The organism is Rhodococcoides corynebacterioides NBRC 14404, assembly GCF_001894765.1.
Lineage (GTDB): Bacteria > Actinomycetota > Actinomycetes > Mycobacteriales > Mycobacteriaceae > Rhodococcoides > Rhodococcoides corynebacterioides.
The window spans coordinates 864,709-883,525 of record NZ_BCWV01000002.1; the positions used below are offsets into that span (position 1 = coordinate 864,709).

Annotated in this window: 19 protein-coding genes; 8 read left to right on the forward strand and 11 right to left on the reverse strand. The window is 69.4% G+C overall.

Annotated elements, in window-relative coordinates; all coding sequences use genetic code 11:
- Position 1 precedes the first annotated feature (1 nt).
- Positions 2 to 823, forward strand: coding sequence for an ATP-binding cassette domain-containing protein (locus RC2_RS05435; protein WP_068144482.1), 822 nt, complete (start codon positions 2 to 4; stop codon positions 821 to 823).
- Positions 824 to 889: 66 nt separating this feature from the next.
- On the opposite strand, the gene RC2_RS05440 is transcribed toward RC2_RS05435, so the two are convergent.
- From RC2_RS05440 to RC2_RS05455, 4 genes are read right to left on the reverse strand one after another with little or no spacing between them, the layout of a single operon-like run.
- Positions 890 to 1,867 carry a Gfo/Idh/MocA family protein gene (locus RC2_RS05440; protein WP_068144479.1) on the reverse strand — a complete coding sequence of 326 codons (978 nt, stop codon included), beginning with the start codon at positions 1,865 to 1,867 and terminating at the stop codon, positions 890 to 892.
- Entirely contained in the window at positions 1,864 to 2,751 is an 888-nt protein-coding gene (locus tag RC2_RS05445; RefSeq protein WP_068144476.1) for a sugar phosphate isomerase/epimerase family protein, read from the reverse strand. The genes RC2_RS05440 and RC2_RS05445 overlap by 4 nt, the downstream gene beginning before the upstream one ends.
- A complete protein-coding gene (locus RC2_RS05450) occupies positions 2,748 to 3,773 on the reverse strand; it encodes a Gfo/Idh/MocA family protein (protein ID WP_068144473.1) in 1,026 nt (341 codons plus the stop codon). Before RC2_RS05450 ends, RC2_RS05445 begins: the two co-directional genes overlap by 4 nt.
- Positions 3,773 to 4,552: an SDR family oxidoreductase gene (locus RC2_RS05455; RefSeq protein ID WP_068144471.1), complete on the reverse strand. Its 780-nt coding sequence runs from the start codon at positions 4,550 to 4,552 to the stop codon at positions 3,773 to 3,775. The genes RC2_RS05450 and RC2_RS05455 overlap by 1 nt, the downstream gene beginning before the upstream one ends.
- A gap of 75 nt (positions 4,553 to 4,627) precedes the next feature.
- Here RC2_RS05455 and RC2_RS05460 point away from each other — a divergent pair, with 75 nt between their 5' ends.
- Positions 4,628 to 5,680, forward strand: coding sequence for a LacI family DNA-binding transcriptional regulator (locus RC2_RS05460; RefSeq protein ID WP_068144524.1), 1,053 nt, complete (start codon positions 4,628 to 4,630; stop codon positions 5,678 to 5,680).
- 13 nt (positions 5,681 to 5,693) lie between these two features.
- On the opposite strand, the gene RC2_RS05465 is transcribed toward RC2_RS05460, so the two are convergent.
- Positions 5,694 to 6,908, reverse strand: a complete 1,215-nt coding sequence (locus RC2_RS05465) for a phytanoyl-CoA dioxygenase family protein (protein WP_068144470.1) — start codon at positions 6,906 to 6,908, stop codon at positions 5,694 to 5,696.
- A 134-nt stretch (positions 6,909 to 7,042) separates the two neighbouring features.
- Here RC2_RS05465 and RC2_RS05470 point away from each other — a divergent pair, with 134 nt between their 5' ends.
- A complete protein-coding gene (locus RC2_RS05470) occupies positions 7,043 to 8,260 on the forward strand; it encodes an acyl-CoA dehydrogenase family protein (RefSeq protein ID WP_068144460.1) in 1,218 nt (405 codons plus the stop codon).
- A 59-nt stretch (positions 8,261 to 8,319) separates the two neighbouring features.
- On the opposite strand, the gene RC2_RS05475 is transcribed toward RC2_RS05470, so the two are convergent.
- The 4 genes from RC2_RS05475 to sdhC are packed head-to-tail and all read right to left on the reverse strand — an operon-like array spanning position 8,320 to position 11,737.
- The gene (locus RC2_RS05475; protein WP_068144457.1) at positions 8,320 to 9,102 is read right to left on the reverse strand and encodes a succinate dehydrogenase iron-sulfur subunit; all 783 of its coding nucleotides are present in this window, start codon (positions 9,100 to 9,102) and stop codon (positions 8,320 to 8,322) included.
- On the reverse strand, positions 9,102 to 10,853 hold the full coding sequence (gene sdhA / locus RC2_RS05480; RefSeq protein WP_068144454.1) for a succinate dehydrogenase flavoprotein subunit: 1,752 nt from the start codon (positions 10,851 to 10,853) through the stop codon (positions 9,102 to 9,104). Before sdhA ends, RC2_RS05475 begins: the two co-directional genes overlap by 1 nt.
- Before the next feature lie 12 nt (positions 10,854 to 10,865).
- Positions 10,866 to 11,327, reverse strand: a complete 462-nt coding sequence (locus RC2_RS05485) for a succinate dehydrogenase hydrophobic membrane anchor subunit (RefSeq protein ID WP_068102048.1) — start codon at positions 11,325 to 11,327, stop codon at positions 10,866 to 10,868.
- A 2-nt stretch (positions 11,328 to 11,329) separates the two neighbouring features.
- Complete coding sequence (gene sdhC, locus RC2_RS05490) at positions 11,330 to 11,737, reverse strand: succinate dehydrogenase, cytochrome b556 subunit (RefSeq protein ID WP_068144521.1); 408 nt, start codon at positions 11,735 to 11,737, stop codon at positions 11,330 to 11,332.
- A gap of 252 nt (positions 11,738 to 11,989) precedes the next feature.
- Here sdhC and RC2_RS05495 point away from each other — a divergent pair, with 252 nt between their 5' ends.
- The 5 genes from RC2_RS05495 to RC2_RS05515 are packed head-to-tail and all read left to right on the forward strand — an operon-like array spanning position 11,990 to position 17,104.
- Entirely contained in the window at positions 11,990 to 12,430 is a 441-nt protein-coding gene (locus RC2_RS05495) for a cytidine deaminase (RefSeq protein ID WP_068144518.1), read from the forward strand.
- Positions 12,423 to 13,700: a thymidine phosphorylase gene (locus RC2_RS05500; RefSeq protein WP_068144449.1), complete on the forward strand. Its 1,278-nt coding sequence runs from the start codon at positions 12,423 to 12,425 to the stop codon at positions 13,698 to 13,700. Before RC2_RS05495 ends, RC2_RS05500 begins: the two co-directional genes overlap by 8 nt.
- The gene (locus tag RC2_RS05505; protein ID WP_072681136.1) at positions 13,697 to 15,193 is read left to right on the forward strand and encodes an ABC transporter permease subunit; all 1,497 of its coding nucleotides are present in this window, start codon (positions 13,697 to 13,699) and stop codon (positions 15,191 to 15,193) included. The genes RC2_RS05500 and RC2_RS05505 overlap by 4 nt, the downstream gene beginning before the upstream one ends.
- Positions 15,190 to 15,960, forward strand: a complete 771-nt coding sequence (locus tag RC2_RS05510; protein ID WP_068144447.1) for an amino acid ABC transporter ATP-binding protein — start codon at positions 15,190 to 15,192, stop codon at positions 15,958 to 15,960. The genes RC2_RS05505 and RC2_RS05510 overlap by 4 nt, the downstream gene beginning before the upstream one ends.
- Positions 15,961 to 15,970: 10 nt before the next feature.
- Positions 15,971 to 17,104 carry an adenosine deaminase gene (locus tag RC2_RS05515; protein WP_068144442.1) on the forward strand — a complete coding sequence of 378 codons (1,134 nt, stop codon included), beginning with the start codon at positions 15,971 to 15,973 and terminating at the stop codon, positions 17,102 to 17,104.
- A 452-nt stretch (positions 17,105 to 17,556) separates the two neighbouring features.
- Here RC2_RS05515 and RC2_RS18600 read toward each other — a convergent pair whose 3' ends face one another.
- Entirely contained in the window at positions 17,557 to 18,342 is a 786-nt protein-coding gene (locus tag RC2_RS18600; protein WP_139277274.1) for a hypothetical protein, read from the reverse strand.
- A gap of 9 nt (positions 18,343 to 18,351) precedes the next feature.
- The coding region (locus RC2_RS05525; RefSeq protein WP_503487596.1) for a mannosyltransferase YkcB-related protein at positions 18,352 to 18,817 on the reverse strand (466 nt) is incomplete at its 5' end.

The following is an 18,817-nucleotide window of genomic DNA, read 5'->3' on the forward strand; positions in this document are numbered from 1 at the left end:
GATGACCACCATCTCCGAAACCCCCACTCGGGAGCCGTCGGATCACGGCGACGGCGGCAAGACCCCGCTGATCGAGCTGAAGGACGTCGGCAAGTCCTACGGCAACATCATCGCGCTGTCCGGCATCAACCTCCGGGTCGGTGCCGGTGAGGTCACCGGTGTCCTCGGCGACAATGGTGCCGGCAAGTCCACCCTGATCAAGATCATGGCCGGACTGCACCAGCAGAGCGAGGGGCAGTTGCTCGTCGACGGCGAGGAGACGCGCTTCGACTCGCCCAAGGACGCGCTGAAGAAGGGCATCGCGACGGTCTACCAGGACCTCGCCGTGGTCTCGCTGATGCCGGTGTGGCGCAACTTCTTCCTCGGCCAGGAACTGCGCAAGGGCCCGTTCCGCGCCCTCGATGCCGCGGCGATGCGCGCCACCACCAAGGAAGAGCTGCACAAGATGGGCATCGACCTGCCCGACGTCGACGCCCCCATCGGGTCCCTGTCCGGTGGCCAGCGACAGTGTGTGGCCATCGCCCGCGCCATCTTCTTCGGCGCTCGCGTGCTGATTCTCGACGAGCCCACCGCCGCCCTGGGTGTCAAGCAGTCCGGCATGGTGCTGCGGTACATCTCCGCGGCGAAGGAGCAGGGCTTCGGCGTCGTGTTCATCACCCACAACCCGCACCACGCGTACATGGTCGGCGATCACTTCGTCCTGCTCAACCGTGGTCGGCAGAAGCTCGATTGCACCTACGACGAGATCAGCCTCGACGATCTCACCAAGGAGATGGCCGGCGGCGACGAGCTCGAGACGCTCACGCACGAGCTGCGCCGCTGACACCCGCGCACCGCACGGCGAACGCCCCGCACCGAATCCAGGTGCGGGGCGTCCGTCGTTCGGCGATCAGCGTGGAGCGAGTCCCGCCGCACGGTAGGCGGCGTCGACCAGCTCCATGGTGGCCACGGCGTCGTCGACGTCCAGGGGGTAGGGCGACCCCGTCTCCAGATGTGCTGCGAGAGCGTCTAATTGGTAGTGGTACGTCGGTCGGGTGCTCAGCCGCTCCACGTGCACGCCGGACGCATCGGTGACCGACACCCGCCCGTCGAGATTGGGGCGGATGAAGTCGTGCGCGAACACCTCGCCGCCGGTGAAGAGCAGTCGCATCGTGAACTCGAAGCGCGGATGCACCATGGAGTTCACGCTGCGAGCCGGGACGCCGCTGGGGAACTCGAGATCGATCGTCGTCGCCGCGTCGACCCCCGGGTCGCGCTCGTCGGCCTGCGCCGACACCACCCGCGGTGCGCCGCCGGCGCCGGCCGCATCGGCCAGCATGCGGCACACGTGCAGGCCGTAGCAGCCGAGATCCATGATCGCCCCGCCCGCCATCTCGAGGGACCACCGCGGATCCCCGGCGTCGGGCTCCGGCATCGCCATGACCACCTCGACCCCGGTGAGGTCGCCGAGCTCGCCGGACCGGGCGATCTCGAACACCCGCTGGGTCACCGGGTGGAAGAGGTAGTGGAACGCCTCGACGATTCGCCCGCCCGTCCGCAGAGCGACGGCCGCGACCTCGCGCGCCTCGGCGGCGCCCCGCGCGAACGGCTTCTCGGTCAGAACGGTCCTGCCCGCCTCGAGGGCGCGGATGTTCCACGGTGCGTGCAGCGCGTTCGCGAGGGGGTTGTAGACGAGGTCCACCTCCGGATCGGCGAGCACCGCGGCGTAGTCGTCGGACACCCGCTCCACCCCGTGCCGCTGCGCGAACTCCTCGGCCCGTGCCCGGTCGCGTGCGGCGACGGTGACCAGCCGGTGCCCGAGGGCGTGCGCCGGTGCGACGATCGCGGACTCCGCGATGCGGGAGGCGCCCAGGACGCCGATTCTCATACGGTCACGACGCGGGCGTCGGTCACCGAGCGCAGGTACGCCACGCTGGCCTTCACATCGAGCACCGGACCCCCGTCGGCCGCGGGATCGTCGGCCAGGATGGTGTCCTGCTCGAGCACGAACCAGCCGTCGTACCCGGCGTCGAGCAGGGTGCCCACGACACCGCCGATGCCGACGTCGCCGGTGCCTAGCGGGGTGTACATCCCGGCCTGCACCGCGTCGGTGTAGGTCAGGTCGCCGGCCTGCACCCGCGCCGCGAGCGCCGCGTCGACGTCCTTGAGATGCGCGTGGGTGATGCGTGACGACGCCTGACGCGCCAGCTCGGCGGGGTCGGTTCCGCCGATCATCAGGTGTCCGGTGTCCAGACACAGGGGGATCGAGGACCCGTCGAGCACACGGTGGACCTCGTCCCGCTGCTCGATCATGGTGCCGACGTGGGGATGGAGCACGGCGCGGATGCCGCGCTCCGCGGACGCCGCGGCGAGGCGATCGAGGTTGCGCAGCAACGTCGTCCACTCGTCGTCGGTCGGCACCGGGCGCGCGTCGTATCCGTCGCGACCGCTCACGGCCGCCAGCACGATCACGTCCGCGTGCGCGGCGACGAATCCGTCCAGCAGGCCGGAGATCCCGGGCACGGGATCGTGTCCGCTCTCGTGCAGGAGCACCGGAGCGAATCCGCCGACCGAGGTGAGGCCGTGGTCCGCGAGCGTTCGGGCCAGCTCCTGCGGATCGGACGGCAGAAAGCCGTCGGGTCCGTTCTCGGTCGCGGTCAGTCCCGCCTCGCGCATCTCGCGCAGCACGCGGTCGACGCTGATCTGGTGGCCCCAGCCGGGGACCTCGCAGACACCCCACGAGATGGGGGCTCCGGCGATACGAACGGTCATGAACGAACCTCTTCCAGGGTGACGGGGGCGGAGCGGTGGAGCGACGCGGCGGCGGCCTCCGCGATCCAGGCCACCTCCAGCGCGTCGGCGGGAGTGCAGGGCGACGGACGCCGACCGGCGACGACCTCGAGGAACGCGGCGAGTTCGGCGCGGTAGGACTCGGCGAATCGGTCCATGAAGAACGAGTGCGGTGTCGCGGACGGGAACGGGTGCCGTCCCCGCTCGTCGTGTGCGGGATCGAGATTGCGGACGGGCGCGGCGTCGTCCCATCCCGCGACGACGGTGTCGGTGCGTCCGTGCACCTCGAGTCGGCAGTCGTAGCCGCGGCCGTTGAACCGGGAGTTCGACACGACGCCGAGGGTGCCGTCGTCGAACGTGAGCAGCGTCGTCGCGGTGTGCACGTCGCCCGCGGCGACGAAGCGGGGATCGTCGGACGCGGTCCCCGCCGCGAACACCGACACGACCTCACGGCCCACGATCCACCGAACGGTGTCGAAGTCGTGCACGCTGCAGTCGCGGAACAGACCCCCCGACGCCGCGATGTAGTCCGCCGGAGGCGGTGCGGGGTCGAGGGTGGTGGAGCGGACGGTGTGCAGTGCCCCGAGCTCGCCGGCCCGCACGGCCCGATACGCTGCGGCGACGGCCGGATCGAACCGGCGGTTGAACCCGATCTGCACCGGCACGTCGGAGCCCGCGAGCCCCGCCACCACGGCGGCGCTCTCGACCGCGGTGGACGCCAACGGCTTCTCGCAGAAGACGGGAATGCCCGCAGCGACGGCGGTGAGCAGCACCGGCGCGTGGGCGGGGGTCGCGGCGGCGACCACCACCCCGTCGACGCCGGCGCTCAGCAGGTCCTCGAGCGTGGTGACCGCGGTGGCGCCGTGACGGTCCGCGACGGACGCGGTGACGTCCGGACGGTCGTCGAGCACCACGAGCGAGGACACCCCGTCGAGCCCCGCGAGCGTGTCGCAGTGGAAGGCGCCGATCCGGCCGAGGCCGACGACACCGAGGCGCGCGCCCATCAGTCCTGGCCTCCGACGACCTGCTGGTCCCACTCGATCACCGATCCGGTCACGACGCCGCTGCGCGCCGACAGCAGGAACACGACGGCGTCGGCGATCTCGTCCGGGCGCCCGAGGGTGCCCATCGGTTGCCGCGCCGCGGCCTGCTCGGCCCAGTCGTCCGGTGCGTCGTGGAATCGCTTCTGCGTCAGCGCCTCTCCCTCGGTCTCGGTCCAGCCGATGTCGAGGGTGTTGATGCGAATCCGGTCGAACCGATGCGCGTGCGCGGCGTTCTTCGTCAGTCCGGCGAGCCCGGCCTTCGCGGCGACGTAGGGGGCGAGGTAGGGCTGGCCACCACGAGCGGAGATCGACCCGATGCACACGATCGTGCCCGGTGCACCGCGGCGCACCATGTCGCGGACGGCGGCCTGCATGACGAAGAACGGTCCGCGCAGATTGACGGCGACGTGCTGATCGAACAGCTCGGGCGTGGTGTCCAGCAGGGATCCGCGGGTGGTCAGCCCGGCGCTGATGCAGACCGCGTCCACGCGCCCGTAGTGCTCGGCGGTGCGCTCGACCGAAGCCCGCGCGTCGGCCGGATCGGCGACGTCCGCCTGGACGTAGAGGACGTCGTGGCCGGCGGCACGCAGCTCGCGCTCGAGCGCCGTGCCGACGTCGGTGCGGCGCCCCGAGAACGCCACGCGCGCACCGTGCGCCAGGGCGCTCCGGACCACCGCCGCACCCACGCCGGCCGTTCCGCCGCTCACCAGGACCACCCGGTCCGTCAGAAGATCTCGCACCCGTCGAGTCTTGCGGTCGAGCGCTGTGCAGACAACACTGCGGAGCACATCAAAAACACCTCGAGGAGAGTGCGCGTGGCCCATCGCTACAAGGTGCGCGAGATTGCCCAGCAGGCCGGACTCAGCGAGGCCACCGTCGATCGCGTCCTGCACGGGCGGCCGGGGGTGCGCGAGGACACGCGCGCCGAGGTGCAGCAGGCGATCGAGGACCTCGACAAGCAGCGCACGCAACTGCGCCTGAACGGCCGCAAGTTCTTCGTCGACATCGTGATGCAGGCCCCGGAGCGGTTCTGCGCCGAGGTCCGCGCCGCGCTCGAAGCCGAATTGCCCACGCTCGCACCGGCCCTCGTACGCGCTCGCTTCCATTTCCGCGAAACCGAGTCCGTGGACGACGCGGTGGCCACCCTCGCGGGCATCCGCACTCGGGGGTCGCACGGCGTGATCCTCAAGGCGCCCGACCGGCCGGAGGTGGCGGCGGCGGTCGACGACCTCGTCGCCGGCGGCATCCCCGTCGTCACGTACGTGTCCGACATTCCCGCCAGCACGCGCGTCGCCTACGTCGGGATCGACGATCGGGCAGCCGGGGCGACGGCCGGGTACCTGGTGGACCGCTTCTTCGGTCGCGGCAGCGGCGACGGTGACGGCGAGGACGCCGCCGTCCTGGTGACGCTCAGTCACGACTCGTTCCGCGCCGAGGGCGAGCGCGAAGCCGGGTTCCGCCGGGCGCTCCGCGATCTCGCCGCAGCCGAGCAGCGGCCGCCGCGGCGCGTGGTCGACATCGCGCAGAGCAGCGGATTGGACGACACCGTCGAGGACCTGGTGACGGAGGCGCTCCAGCGCGACCCCGCGGTGGCCGGCGTCTACTCGATCGGCGGAGGCAACGCCGCGACGGTCCGCGCGTTCGCGCGATCGGGCCGTCCGTGCCGGGTCTTCGTGGCGCACGATCTCGACACCGACAATCGACGCCTGCTCGCCGAAGGGGCGTTGTCGGCGGTGCTGCACCACGACCTCCGAGCAGACGTGCACCGCGCCTGCCGGCTGCTGATGCAGGCGGCAGGCGCGGTGACGGGGGTACGCACCGGATCCTCCCCGGTGCACGTGGTGACGCCCTACAACGTGCCCGGGTGACCGGCCCGAGCGATCAGGGCGTGTGCCGGATCGTGAGAGCGCGAACCTCCTCGGCGAACTGCTCCGGGGACATCGATTCGTGCAGGGCCCGGTGCACCAGCTCGGCCTGGGTCTCCCCGGCCATGCCGGTCACGGGCGGGTCGCGGTCGAGGTTGGTCGGGAAGGCGTAGCCCTCGGCGGACGCCGCGACCACCGCGCGCACGTCGTCGTCGCGTCCGGCGTCGGCGAGGGCCCGCAACTCGGGGTAGAGCGAGCACACCATCGCGTCGCGGTCCACGCTGTCGATCGCGCGCCCGAACGCGGACGACACCTGCAGGAGGTTGGCCATGCGGTGGACGTCCGCGGTGGTGTTGTGGCCCGCCGCGTGGAACAGCGCCGGGTTGAAGAACACCGCGTCACCGGCCTCGAGCGGAAGCTGGACGTAGTGCTGCGCGAAGAAGTCGCGGAACTCGGGCAGCCCGAAGGCGATGTACCCGGGCTCGTACTGCTGGGAGTACGGCAGGTACATGGTGGGGCCGGACTCGATCGGCATCGCGCAGTGCGCCACCGCGCCCTGGAGCGTGAGGGCGGGGGAGAGGCGGTGCACGTGGGCTCGGAAGGCCGTCGCGGTCTCGGTGGACATGAACCCCAGGTGGTAGTCGCGGTGCGGATTCTGCGCCGCGCCACCGGGGTTGACCACGTTGATCGACGACGTCACCTGATACATCGGACCGAGCCAGGCCTCGGACACCAGGGCGAGGACGTCGTCGGCGTAGTACCGGACGAACAGGTCCGGCCGGTCGACGGCCAGTTTCTGCAACGCCGACCAGACGCGGTCGTTGGCGCCGGGCTTCGCGAAGTGGTCCCCACCGGCGACACCGTCGGCGTGCTGGCGCGCGATGGTGTCGGTGAAGTAGGTCGTGGTGTCGGTGAGGGCGTGCTCCTCGGTGAACGCTCCGCGGAAGACGGCGATGCCGGGCCCGTCGAGGAGGGCGCGGGCGATCTCGTCCTGGACCTCGGCGCGGGTGGACTCGTCGGTGATGCGGCTGCGGAGGCGGGCGGCGTCGTAGACGAGCACACCGCGCTCGGTGTCGTCGGCGAACGGGTAGTCCGCGAGGTCGGTGGCGCGCTCGACGAGGGCGCGGAGGTCGTCGAGTCGGCACTCGGCTGCGGACAGCCGACCGGCCCGGGCGGGCAGGCCGGAGACCGCTCGGGTCGGCCGTCCGGCGATGGGGGCGGTGGAGGTCATGACCTCAGCGTGGCTCGTCACGGGCCCTCCCACAAGAGCGCGAACACCTCGAGTTCCCCTCGAGACCGTCCCCGTCGACCGGTCCTCGGTGCATCGGCGGCTACGGGACGGCGCCGGCGGGGTACCCACGACCCATGAGCACTCACGAGCCTCTCGGACCGTTGGACACGAGCTTCCTTGCCGCCGACTTGTACGGCTACCAGGGCTTGCTCACCGACGAGGAGAACGCCGCCGTCCTGCGCACTCGCCGGTTCCTCGAGGACGAGGTCCGTCCCCGCGCCAACGAGTTCTGGGAGAAGGCGGAGTCGCCCCGTCACCTGCTGCCGCGCCTCGCCGAGCTCGACATCGTGGGCCTGGACTACGAATTCGACGGCAACCCGGCGTCCCGCAAGATCCTCAGCGGCTGGCTCTCCCTGGAATTCTCCCGCGTCGACCCGTCCACCGGAACGATGTTCACCGTGCACAGCGGGCTCGCGATGAGCAGCATCGCCATCCTCGGCTCGGACGAGCAGAAGGACCGGTGGCTGCCGGCGATGAAGCGCATGGAGAAGATCGGCGCGTTCGGGCTCTCCGAGCCCCGCGGCGGGTCCGATGTCGCGGGCGGTCTCGAGACCACCGCCCGGCGCGAGGGCGACGAGTGGGTGCTCAACGGCAGCAAGCGATGGATCGGCAACGCCACGTTCGCCGACCTGATCGTCGTCTTCGCCAAGGACGAGGCCGACGGGGAGGTGAAGGGGTTCGTTCTGGAGAAGGGCGAGAACGGATTTCCCGACGGGTTCCGTGCCGAGAAGATCGAGCGGAAGTACTCGCTGCGCGCGGTGGAGAACGCCGACCTGTACTTCGAGGACTGCCGCATCCCGGCCGCCGACAAACTGGAGAACGCCGATTCCTTCGCCGACACCGCGAAGGTGCTGTCGCTGACGCGTGGGGGAGTGGCCTGGGGTGCGGTGGGCATCATGATCGGCGCGTTCGAGCGGGCCGTCGACTACGCCCGCGAGCGTGAGCAGTTCGGCGCACCCATCGCGTCGTTCCAGCTGATCTCGGATCTGATCGCTCGGATGGCCGGGAACATCACCGCGAGTCTGGGGATGGCGCTCCGGGTCTCGCAACTGCAGGACTCCGGCGTGCGGCACGACGAACACGCGGCCCTGTCGAAGGCGTACTGCACGACGCGCTTGCGCGAGGTGGTCGGCTGGGCGCGAGAGATCCTCGGTGGCAACGGCATCGTCCTCGACTACGACGTGATCCGGTACTTCGCCGACGCGGAAGCCGTGTACTCCTACGAGGGCACGTCCCAGATGAACAATCTCATCGTCGGGCGCGGAGTGACGGGGTACTCGGCGTTCGTCTGACACAGGACGACGCCCGCCCCTGCCATGCAGGGGCGGGCGTCGTCGTGCGGAGCGGGGGGTCAGCGGGCGAAGAGCAACGCGCGCTTGACCTCCTGGATCGCCTTGGTCACCTGGATGCCGCGAGGGCAGGCGTCGGTGCAGTTGAACGTGGTGCGGCAGCGCCACACACCCTCGACGTCGTTGAGGATGTCGAGACGCTCCGGAGCACCCTCGTCACGGCTGTCGAAGATGAACCGGTGTGCGTTGACGATCGCGGCGGGGCCGAAGTAGCTGCCGTCGGACCAGTACACCGGACACGAGGTGGTGCAGCACGCGCACAGGATGCACTTGGTGGTGTCGTCGAAGCGGGCGCGGTCGGCGGCCGACTGGATGCGCTCGCGGGTGGGCTCGTTGCCCGACACCATCAGGTACGGCTTCACGGCGCGGTACGCGTCGAAGAAGGGCTCCATGTCGACGATGAGGTCCTTCTCCACCGGCAGACCGCGGATCGGCTCGACCGTGATGGTCAGCGTCTTCGACGAGTCCTTCGGCAGCATGTCGCGCATGAGCACCTTGCACGCCAGACGGTTCACGCCGTTGACCCGCATGGCGTCGGAGCCGCACACGCCGTGCGCGCAGGAGCGACGGAAGGACAGCGTGCCGTCCAGGTAGCTCTTCACGTACAGCATGAGGTTGAGCAGCCGGTCCGTCGGCAGCGTCGGGACCTGGAAGCTGTCCCAGTGCGCACCGAGATCGTTCTCGGGGTTGAAGCGAGCGATCTTCAGGGTGACCATGACGGCGCCTTCCGGCACCTCCGGCAGGTCGCTCCGGTCTTCGCTCTTGTCGATAGCGGGTGCGCTCATCAGTACTTACGCTCCATCGGTTCGTAACGGGTCTGCACCACGGGCTTCCAGTCGAGGCGGATGTCCGACAGCAACCCGTCGCCCACCTTGTAGGCCATGGTGTGGCGCATGTAGTTCACGTCGTCGCGCTCCGGGTAGTCCTCGCGCGCGTGTCCGCCGCGGGTCTCCTTGCGGTTGAGCGCGCCGGCGACGGTGACCTCGGCCATCTCGAGCAGGAAGCCGAGCTCGATGGCCTCGAGCAGGTCGCTGTTGTAGCGCTTGCCCTTGTCCTGCACCGTGATGCGGCCGTACCGCTCCTTCAGGCCCTGGATGTCCGTGAGGGCCTGCTTGAGCGTGTCCTCCGTGCGGAAGACGGACGCGTTGTTGTCCATCGACTGCTGGAGCTCGGTCCGGATGGTGGCGACCTTCTCGTGTCCGTGATCGGACAGGATCAGCTCGAGCCACTCCTGCACCATCTTCGCCGGCTCCTCCGGAAGCGGAACGAACTCGGTGGAGTTGGCGTACTCGGCCGCGGCGATGCCGGCACGACGGCCGAACACGTTGATGTCGAGCAGGGAGTTGGTGCCCAGACGGTTCGATCCGTGCACCGAGACGCACGCGCACTCGCCGGCGGCGTACAGGCCGGGGACGATGTCGTCGTTGTTGCGGAGGACCTCACCGCGGATCTTGGTGGGGATGCCGCCCATGACGTAGTGGCACGTCGGGTACACCGGGACCAGCTCCGTCACCGGGTCGACACCGAGGTAGGTGCGCGAGAACTCGGTGATGTCGGGGAGCTTCTCCTCGAGCACGTCCTCACCGAGGTGCGTGACGTCGATGTACACGTAGTCCTTGTTCGGACCGGCACCGCGGCCCTCGAGGACCTCGAGCACCATCGAGCGGGCGACGATGTCGCGAGGCGCGAGGTCCTTGATGGTGGGCGCATAGCGCTCCATGAACCGCTCGCCGTCGGCGTTGCGGAGGATGCCGCCCTCGCCGCGGACCGCCTCGGAGATGAGGATGCCCAGGCCCGCCAGGCCCGTCGGGTGGAACTGGTGGAACTCCATGTCCTCGAGCGGCAGACCCTTGCGGAAGATGATGGACATGCCGTCACCGGTGAGGGTGTGCGCGTTGGACGTCGTCTTGTAGATGCGTCCCGAGCCGCCGGTCGCGAAGACGATCGACTTGGCGTGGAACACGTGGAGCTCGCCGGTGGCCAGCTCATAGGCGATGACGCCGGTGGCGACGGGACCGTTCTCGGTCTCGGTCAGCGCGACGTCGAGGGCGTAGAACTCGTTGAAGAATTCCACGTCGTGCTTGACGCACTGCTGGTACAGCGTCTGCAGGATCATGTGGCCGGTGCGGTCCGCGGCGTAACACGCACGGCGCACGGGCGCCTTGCCGTGGTCACGGGTGTGACCGCCGAAGCGACGCTGGTCGATCTTGCCCTCGGGGGTGCGGTTGAACGGCAGCCCCATCTTCTCGAGGTCGAGAACCGCGTCGATGGCCTCCTTGGCCATGATCTCGGCGGCGTCCTGGTCGACCAGGTAGTCACCACCCTTGACGGTGTCGAAGGTGTGCCACTCCCAGTTGTCCTCCTCGACGTTGGCGAGGGCGGCGCACATGCCGCCCTGCGCCGCGCCGGTGTGGCTGCGGGTGGGGTAGAGCTTGGTCAGCACCGCGGTGCGGGCGCGCGGCCCGGCCTCGATGGCGGCGCGCATACCCGCGCCACCGGCACCGACGATGAGCACGTCGTAACGATGTTCCTGCATGTGCCTGCCCCCTTAGCCTGCGGAGATGTTGGGGTCGAAGGTGAAGATCACGTAGGTGCCCAGGCCCATGATCAGAATCATGGACAGCACCAGCAGCGTCGTCAGCCAGAACCGGGTGGAGTCCTTGCGCGAGTAGTCGTTGATGACCGTGCGCAGACCGTTGCCGCCGTGCAGCTGCGCGAGCCACAGCATGGTCAGGTCCCACACCTGCCAGAACGGGCTGGCCCAGCGGCCGGCCACGAAGGCGAAGTTGATGCGGTGCACGCCGTCGTCGAGCAGCAGCATGATCGACATGTGCCCGAGGACCAGGATCACCAGGGCCAGGCCGGAGAAGCGCATGAACAGCCAGGCGTAGAGCTCGAAGTTTCCGCGGTTCTTGCGGCGCGGCGAGCGAGGGTTGTCCAGACCGGCGGGCCGGTCGTGGGAGGTCCCCAGCGTGATGGCGCGCGCGGAACCGGCGTCGGTGGTCGCCATGGTCAGTGCCCCCCGGTGAAGGTGTTGTAGAGGATGCGGCCGGCGGCGGGAACCATCAGCACGAACCAGAGGCCGAGGATGACCCACAGCATCAGGCGCTGGTACTGCGTCCCCTTCGACCAGAAGTCGACGAGCATGACGCGGATGCCGTTGAGCGCGTGGTAGAGCACGGCGGCCAGCAGGCCCAGCTCCATCAGGCCGACGATGGGCGTCTTGTAGGTGTCGATCACCTCGTTGTAGGCCTGCGGATCGACCCGCACGAGGGCGGTGTCGAGCACGTGGACGAACAAGAAGAAGAACGTGACGACGCCGGTGATCCGGTGCAGAACCCAGGACCACATGCCCGGATCTCCGCGGTAGAGAGACCGCGTGCGCTCCCGCGCGGGCGCGGTCTCGGTCGTGGTAGCCATCGAGTGCAGTGCCTCCAACATCGGTGATGGACGCGACGAGCGCAGACTCCCCGTGGACACCGGAAACATCCAGCTCGATCGTGTATGTGAAACGACTGAGAACGACTGTAATCCCCTTCTCGGAGAGGGAACCAATTCGCCTCGCGTTCCCGTTTCGCGTCGCTCGTTTAGTTAGGTTTGCCTGTCCAACAGGCAGGTCGGCTCCTCGGGAGTGCCTGCGGTGGGCGGCGGGACGTGACAGGATCGGCGATCGTGCAGGACATCGACTGGAAATCCTTGCGAGACAGTGCCCGTGACGCCATGAGCCACGCCTACGCGCCCTATTCGAACTACCCCGTCGGAGCGGCCGCCCTGGTGGACGACGGCCGGGTGGTGACCGGGTGCAATGTGGAAAATGTCTCATACGGTCTGGGGCTCTGCGCGGAGTGCGGACTGGTGTCCGCGCTGAATGCGTCCGGCGGAGGTCGGCTGGTGGCGTTCGCTTGTTGTGATGCGCGCGGAGAAATTCTGCTGCCGTGCGGACGGTGCCGTCAGGTGCTGTTCGAGTTCGGTGGTGCCGCACTGATCGTCGACACCACGTCCGGACCACGACCACTGGGCGACCTCCTCCCCGATGCGTTCGGACCCGACGACCTCGCCACGGGCCAGGCCCACACGGCCGCCTCGACCCCCCGGGCGGTGCAGCATGGCTGACGCCGTCTCCGTCATCGCAGCCAAGCGCGACGGCAACATTCTCGATTCGGGCCAGATCGCGTGGATGGTCGACGCCTACACCCGCGGTGAGGTCGCCGACGAGCAGATGTCCGCCCTCACCATGGCGATCCTGCTGCGCGGCATGAACCGTCGTGAGATCGCGGACTGGACGGCGGCCATGATCGCCTCCGGACGCCGGATGGACTTCTCGACGCTCGCGCGCCCCACCGTCGACAAGCACTCGACCGGCGGTATCGGCGACAAGATCACGCTCCCGCTGGCACCGCTGGTCGCCGCATGCGGTGCGGCCGTCCCGCAACTGTCCGGTCGCGGCCTCGGCTACACGGGCGGGACACTGGACAAGCTGGAATCCGTTCCGGGCTGGCGCGCCGACCTCTCCGCCGAGGAGATGACGCGCATCCTCGACGACCCGGCCGTCGGGGCGGTCGTCTGCGCCGCCGGAGCGGACCTCGCGCCCGCGGACAAGAAGCTCTACGCCCTCCGTGACGTGACGGCCACCGTCGAGTCGATTCCCATGATCGCCGCCTCGATCATGAGCAAGAAGATCGCCGAGGGCACCGGAGCGCTGGTCCTCGACGTCAAGTGCGGCTCCGGGGCGTTCATGTCCACCCTGGACGACGCCCGGGAACTCGCGCGCACCATGGTCGACCTCGGCACCGACGCCGGGGTCCGCACCGTCGCACTGGTCACCGACATGGACACCCCGCTCGGTCGCACCGCCGGCAACGCCCTCGAGGTCGAGGAATCCGTGGAGGTGCTCGCCGGCGGCGGTCCGGCCGACGTCGTCGAGCTGACGCTCGCCCTCGCCCGCGAGATGGTCGCCGCGGCGGGCCTCGACGTCGACCCGGCCGACAAGCTGGCCGACGGCACCGCGATGGACCGCTGGCGCGCGATGATCGCCGCGCAGGGCGGTGATCCCGACGCCACGCTTCCCGTCGCGCGCCACACGCACGTGGTGACGGCGGACCGCTCGGGAGTGCTCACCCGTCTCGATGCCCGCGCCGTCGGCATCGCGGCGTGGCGGCTCGGTGCCGGACGTGAACGGCAGGGGCAGCCCGTCCAGGCGGGCGCGGGCGTGCGATGGCACGCCGCCCCGGGTGACACCGTCACGGCCGGCGAGCCACTGCTCACGCTGTGCACGGACACACCCGAGCGGTTCGAGCGCGCACTGGACGCACTCGGCGGTGGTTGGACCGTCGAGGACGGGACCGCGCAGGAGCGTCGGCTGATCCTGGATCGGATCGGATGATCGCCGGGAGGCGGAGAGTCGGCGCGGTTGTCGCGGCGCTCGCCGCCGTGCTCGCCCTCCTCGGGGTGGCCGGCTGCTCGTCGGGCAGCGGTGCGTCCGACCTCGACGACGGGGTGCTCGTCGTCGGCACCGAGGGCACGTACAGCCCCTTCAGCTTCCAGGGCGACGACGGACAGCTGACCGGATACGACGTCGACGTGGTGCGGGCGGTCGGGGAGCGGCTCGGCGTCCGCGTCGACTTCGTCCAGACTCCGTTCGACTCCATCTTCGCCGGGTTGCAGAGCGGCCGGTTCGACCTGATCGCCAACCAGGTCACCGTCAACGACGAGCGCCGCGAACGCTACGACCTCTCCCGGCCCTACACGGTGTCCGAAGGCGAGATCCTCGCCCGGACGGGGGACACGTCGATCACGTCCCTCGCCGATCTGGCCGGGCGCACCACCGCGCAGTCGTCCACGAGCAACTGGGCCGAGGTGGCGGCCGACGCCGGAGCTCGCGTCGAGGCCGTCGAAGGGTTCGTCCAGGCCGTCCAACTGGTCAAGGACGGGCGCGTCGACGCCACCGTCAACGATTCCCTCGCCGTCGCCGAGTACTTCGCGCAGACCGGCGACACGGGCGTCGCCGTCGCGGCGCAGACGGGCGACACCAGCCTCCAGGCCTTCGCCGCGCGCCGGGACAGCGGCCTGATGGACCGCGTGAACGAGGCTCTGCAGGGCCTGTACGACGACGGCACGCTGGCGCGGATCTCGGAGCAGTACTTCGGGTCCGACGTCGCGGTGCCCGACGAGGCCGAGTTCGCGGCGACCGAGGAGGCGACCGGCGGCTCGGGGACGTCGACCGGCGACCTGATCGCGCGCAACCTCGTGCCGATGCTGAAGGCGACGGTCACGATGACGTTGCCGCTCACCGCGATCAGCTTCGTGATCGGTCTGGCGATCGCACTGGCCGTCGCGCTGGCGCGCATCTCGTCGATCCGGCCGCTCGCCCTGGCGGCCCGGTTCTACGTCTCGATCGTGCGCGGGACGCCGCTGCTGCTGCAGCTGTTCATCGTGTTCTACGCGCTGCCCCAGTTCGGCATCGTCATCTCCCCGTTCCCCGCGGCGATCGTCGCGTTCAGCATCAACGTGGGTGGATACGCCGCGGAGATCATCCGCGCGGCGATCCTGTCGGTGCCCAAGGGGCAGTGGGAGGCGGCGCAGACCATCGGCATGGGCTACCGCACCACCCTGCAGCGGATCGTGTTGCCGCAGGCCCTGCGGACCGCCGTTCCGCCGCTGTCGAACACGCTGATCTCGCTGGTGAAGGACACCTCGCTGGCGTCGACCATCCTCGTGACCGAGCTCCTGCGCACCGCGCAGTTGGCGGCAGCCCCGACGTTCGACTTCTTCGCTCTGTATTCCGTTGCTGCACTGTACTACTGGGTGATCTGCATTGCCCTGTCGTTCGTGCAGGGGCGGCTCGAGACCCGACTGGACAGGTACGTGGCGCGATGACCCCACCCTTGATCGAGGTGACCGGACTGCGACGCGCGTTCGGCGACCGCACCGTCCTGGACGGCATCGACTTCACCGCCGAGCGGGGGTGCGTCACCGTCGTCATCGGCCCGTCGGGATCCGGGAAGACGACGTTGCTGCGCGGTCTCAATGCGCTCGACGCGCCGGATGCGGGGCAGGTGCGCATCGGGGACGCCGCCGTCGATTTCGGTGCGTTGCCGTCGGGTCGAGGTGAGGCTCGTCGGGCGATCGCGCGGCTGCGCGCGCAGAGCGGCATGGTCTTCCAGAACCACAACCTCTTCCCGCACCGCACGGTGTTGCAGAACGTCACCGAGGGCCCGGTCGTGGTGCAGGGGCACGCGCGCGCCGACGCCGAGCGCGAGGCGAAGGAGTTGCTCGACCGCGTCGGACTCGCCGGTACCGAGGACCGCTTCCCGTTCCAGCTGTCCGGCGGTCAGCAGCAGCGCGTCGGCATCGCTCGGGCGCTCGCGCTGCATCCGGAGATCGTGCTGTTCGACGAGCCGACGTCGGCGTTGGACCCGGAACTGGTCGGCGAGGTGCTCGCGGTGATGAAGCAGCTCGCGGGTGAGGGCTGGACGATGGTGGTGGTCACCCACGAGATCCGGTTCGCCCGGCAGGTGGCCGATCAGGTGCTCTTCCTCGACGGTGGGGTGGTGGCCGAGCGGGGGAGCGCCGAGCAGGTGCTCGAGCATCCGACGCAGGAACGCACGCAGAGGTTCCTCACTCGGATTCTCGACCCGCAGTAGGGTCGGAGTCATGGCTGCGGTGGACGAGACCGGGACGAACGCGACGACCACGGGCGGCCCTGCGCCGCTCGATCTGCGCAGCATCGCGCAGGCGCCGAAGGCCCTCCTGCACGACCACCTCGACGGTGGACTCCGTCCGTCGACCGTGGTGGAGCTCGCTGCCGACTGCGGGTACGACGGGCTCCCCGCGGCCGACGCCGACAGTCTCGGTCGGTGGTTCCGCGACGCGGCCGACAGCGGGTCGTTGGAGCTGTACCTGGAGACGTTCGCGCACACCGTCGCGGTGATGCAGACCGCGGAGGGCCTGCAGCGGGTGGCGCGCGAGTGCGCCGAGGACCTGGCGGCCGACGGCGTGATCTACGCCGAGGTGCGGTACGCCCCCGAGCAGCACCTCGAGAAGGGGCTGACACTCGACGAGGTGGTGCAGCACACCCTGGAGGGGTTCCGGCAGGGCGAGAGCGCGGCGCGGGCGGCGGGCAAGCAGATCCGCGTCGGGTGCCTGCTCACCGCGATGCGTCACGCCGCGCGGTCGCGAGAGATCGCGGAACTGGCCGTGCGCTACCGGGATCAGGGTGTGGTCGGCTTCGACATCGCCGGCAAGGAAGCGGGGTTCCCGCCCAGCCGTCACCTCGACGCGTTCGAGTACATGCGAGCCAACAACGCGCACTTCACCATTCACGCGGGCGAAGCGTTCGGGCTGCCCTCCATTCACGAGGCGATCGCGTTCTGCGGCACCGACCGTCTCGGGCACGGTGTGCGCATCGTCGACGACATCCACACCGGCGACGACGGCACCCCGCAGCTCGGCCGGTTGGCGGCGTACGTGCGCGACAAGCGCATCCCGCTCGAACTGTGTCCCAGCTCGAACGTCCAGACGGGCGCGGTGGCGAGCATCGCCGAGCACCCCTTCGACGTGTTGGCGCGCTTGCGGTTCCGCGTCACCGTCAACACCGACAACCGGCTGATGAGCGACACGTCGATGAGCCGCGAGATGAAGGCCCTCGTCGACGCCTTCGGCTACGGGTGGTCGGACCTGGAGCGGTTCACGATCAACGCGCTGAAGTCGTCGTTCCTGCCGTTCGACGAGCGCCTCGCCCTCATCGACGACGTCGTGAAGCCGGGGTATGCGGTGTTGCTCGGATAGACGCCGGGACCGCCCGATCCGCTTCTGTTCCAGCGATCCGCGTCGGTTGCAGTAGACGCGGATCCCTGGAAGTCGCGCGGATCGGGACCGGTTCGGCCGCCCGCTGAGAGTCGAGCGAATCGGTCGGGGTGCCGGGACCGCCCGATCCGCTTCTGTTCCAGGGATTCGCGTCGGTTGCAGTGGGCGCGGATCCTTGGAAGTCGCGCGGATCGGGACCGGTCCACGCCGAGTTGCTTCATCGGGCAGCAACCTCGCCCAGGGCGGAGTTTGCACCGAACGCTGGATCGGTGGACATAGGCGTAGAAGAAATCGTCGTCCACCCGAACCGACTCGCAGCCGACGACTTCGTGGGAGACCACGGACACGGTGACAGTTGCGACCGCAGGTCGAGCTGAACCCGCGACGGTCTCGGTCTCTTCGTCATGAACTCGATGCATTGGAGGTGTAGAACATCAGGTCAACAACTCGTCGATCAGTCGCTTGATGCGAGTGCGTTCCTTGCCCAGTTCGGACATCGTGCGCCTGTCCGGGATCGAGCCGGAATTCAGAGTGTGGAGCACGCGATCGATCTCTTGTATCCGTCGGCGCAACCGGACCAACTTCTCGGTCGGCGGAAGTTTGATCAGTCCATCGCGCTTGCGGGACTGACGAGCGAGCGACCGTTTCGTCGGTGTGACGACCTTCTTCGACTGGACTGCCGGGGTATTTCGGACCGCGCTCTTCCCATTCTTGCGCTGCGTTTTCACGGAATCGAGTTTGCGTCTGGCTGCGGCCGCGCCGACACGGGCAGCGCGTTCGTCCTCGGAATCCGATGTCAGCGACGCTCCGAGGGGCCGCAGACCGTGGGTCTCGATGTATCGCCGCGCGGCGTTGATCGTGTTGTGAAGCTGAGTGCAGCGGTTGCAATGACGAGTGGACCGCACCGTGTCGGGGGCACCGCACCAAGCGCAGCCTCGAGGTTTCGGCCGGGCCGGTCGGCGCTCGGACTTGAATAGCTCCGGGTCGGTTCCCTTGACGTCCCGAGCTCCACGCGGAGGGACTATGTTGCCGGTGGGATTGCCCGTGTGGAGACGAACTCGGCCTCGGCTCATGACCGTCTTCTCCCGACCTTTGGCGCCGTGGCGCTTCCTCTGCGGATGCGTCATCGTGGCACGGACTTCCTGTTCGTACCCGCAGAATCGCAACAGGGTGCCGCGGGCATCGGTGCAGTAGTCCACCTCGGAGGTGGACCACTGCACCGAAACTCGTCAGGCCGTCAGGTCGTACACCTGCACCCCGTCGATCGTCTGCGCGGTGAAGGTGGCTTCCACCCAGGCCGCGATCTCGGCGGCGGGCCCGGAGTTCCGGCCGCCCTGGCCGCCGGCGAGGAAGTAGTGGATCCGCCCCTCGGCGACGTACTGCTGGAACTGCTCCAGCGTCGGCGACGGGTCGGATCCGTTGAACCCGCCGATGGGCATGACCGGATCCTCCGTCGCCAGTTGGTAGCCCGAGGCGGCGTTCGATCCGACGGTGGCGGCCACCCAGGTGTACGTCCCGGCGTCCTGCTCGAGCAGTGCGGTCAGCTCGGCGCCCGGGGTGCTGCCGTTCAGCAGTCCACCCGCGCCGCCGCCTGCCGGGGCACCGTCCGACGCGGCGGCGCCGGGCGGGGGACCACCGGCGGGGCCGCCCGCCGGAACGCCGCCGGCCGGGCCGCCTCCGGTCGGAGCACCCGGG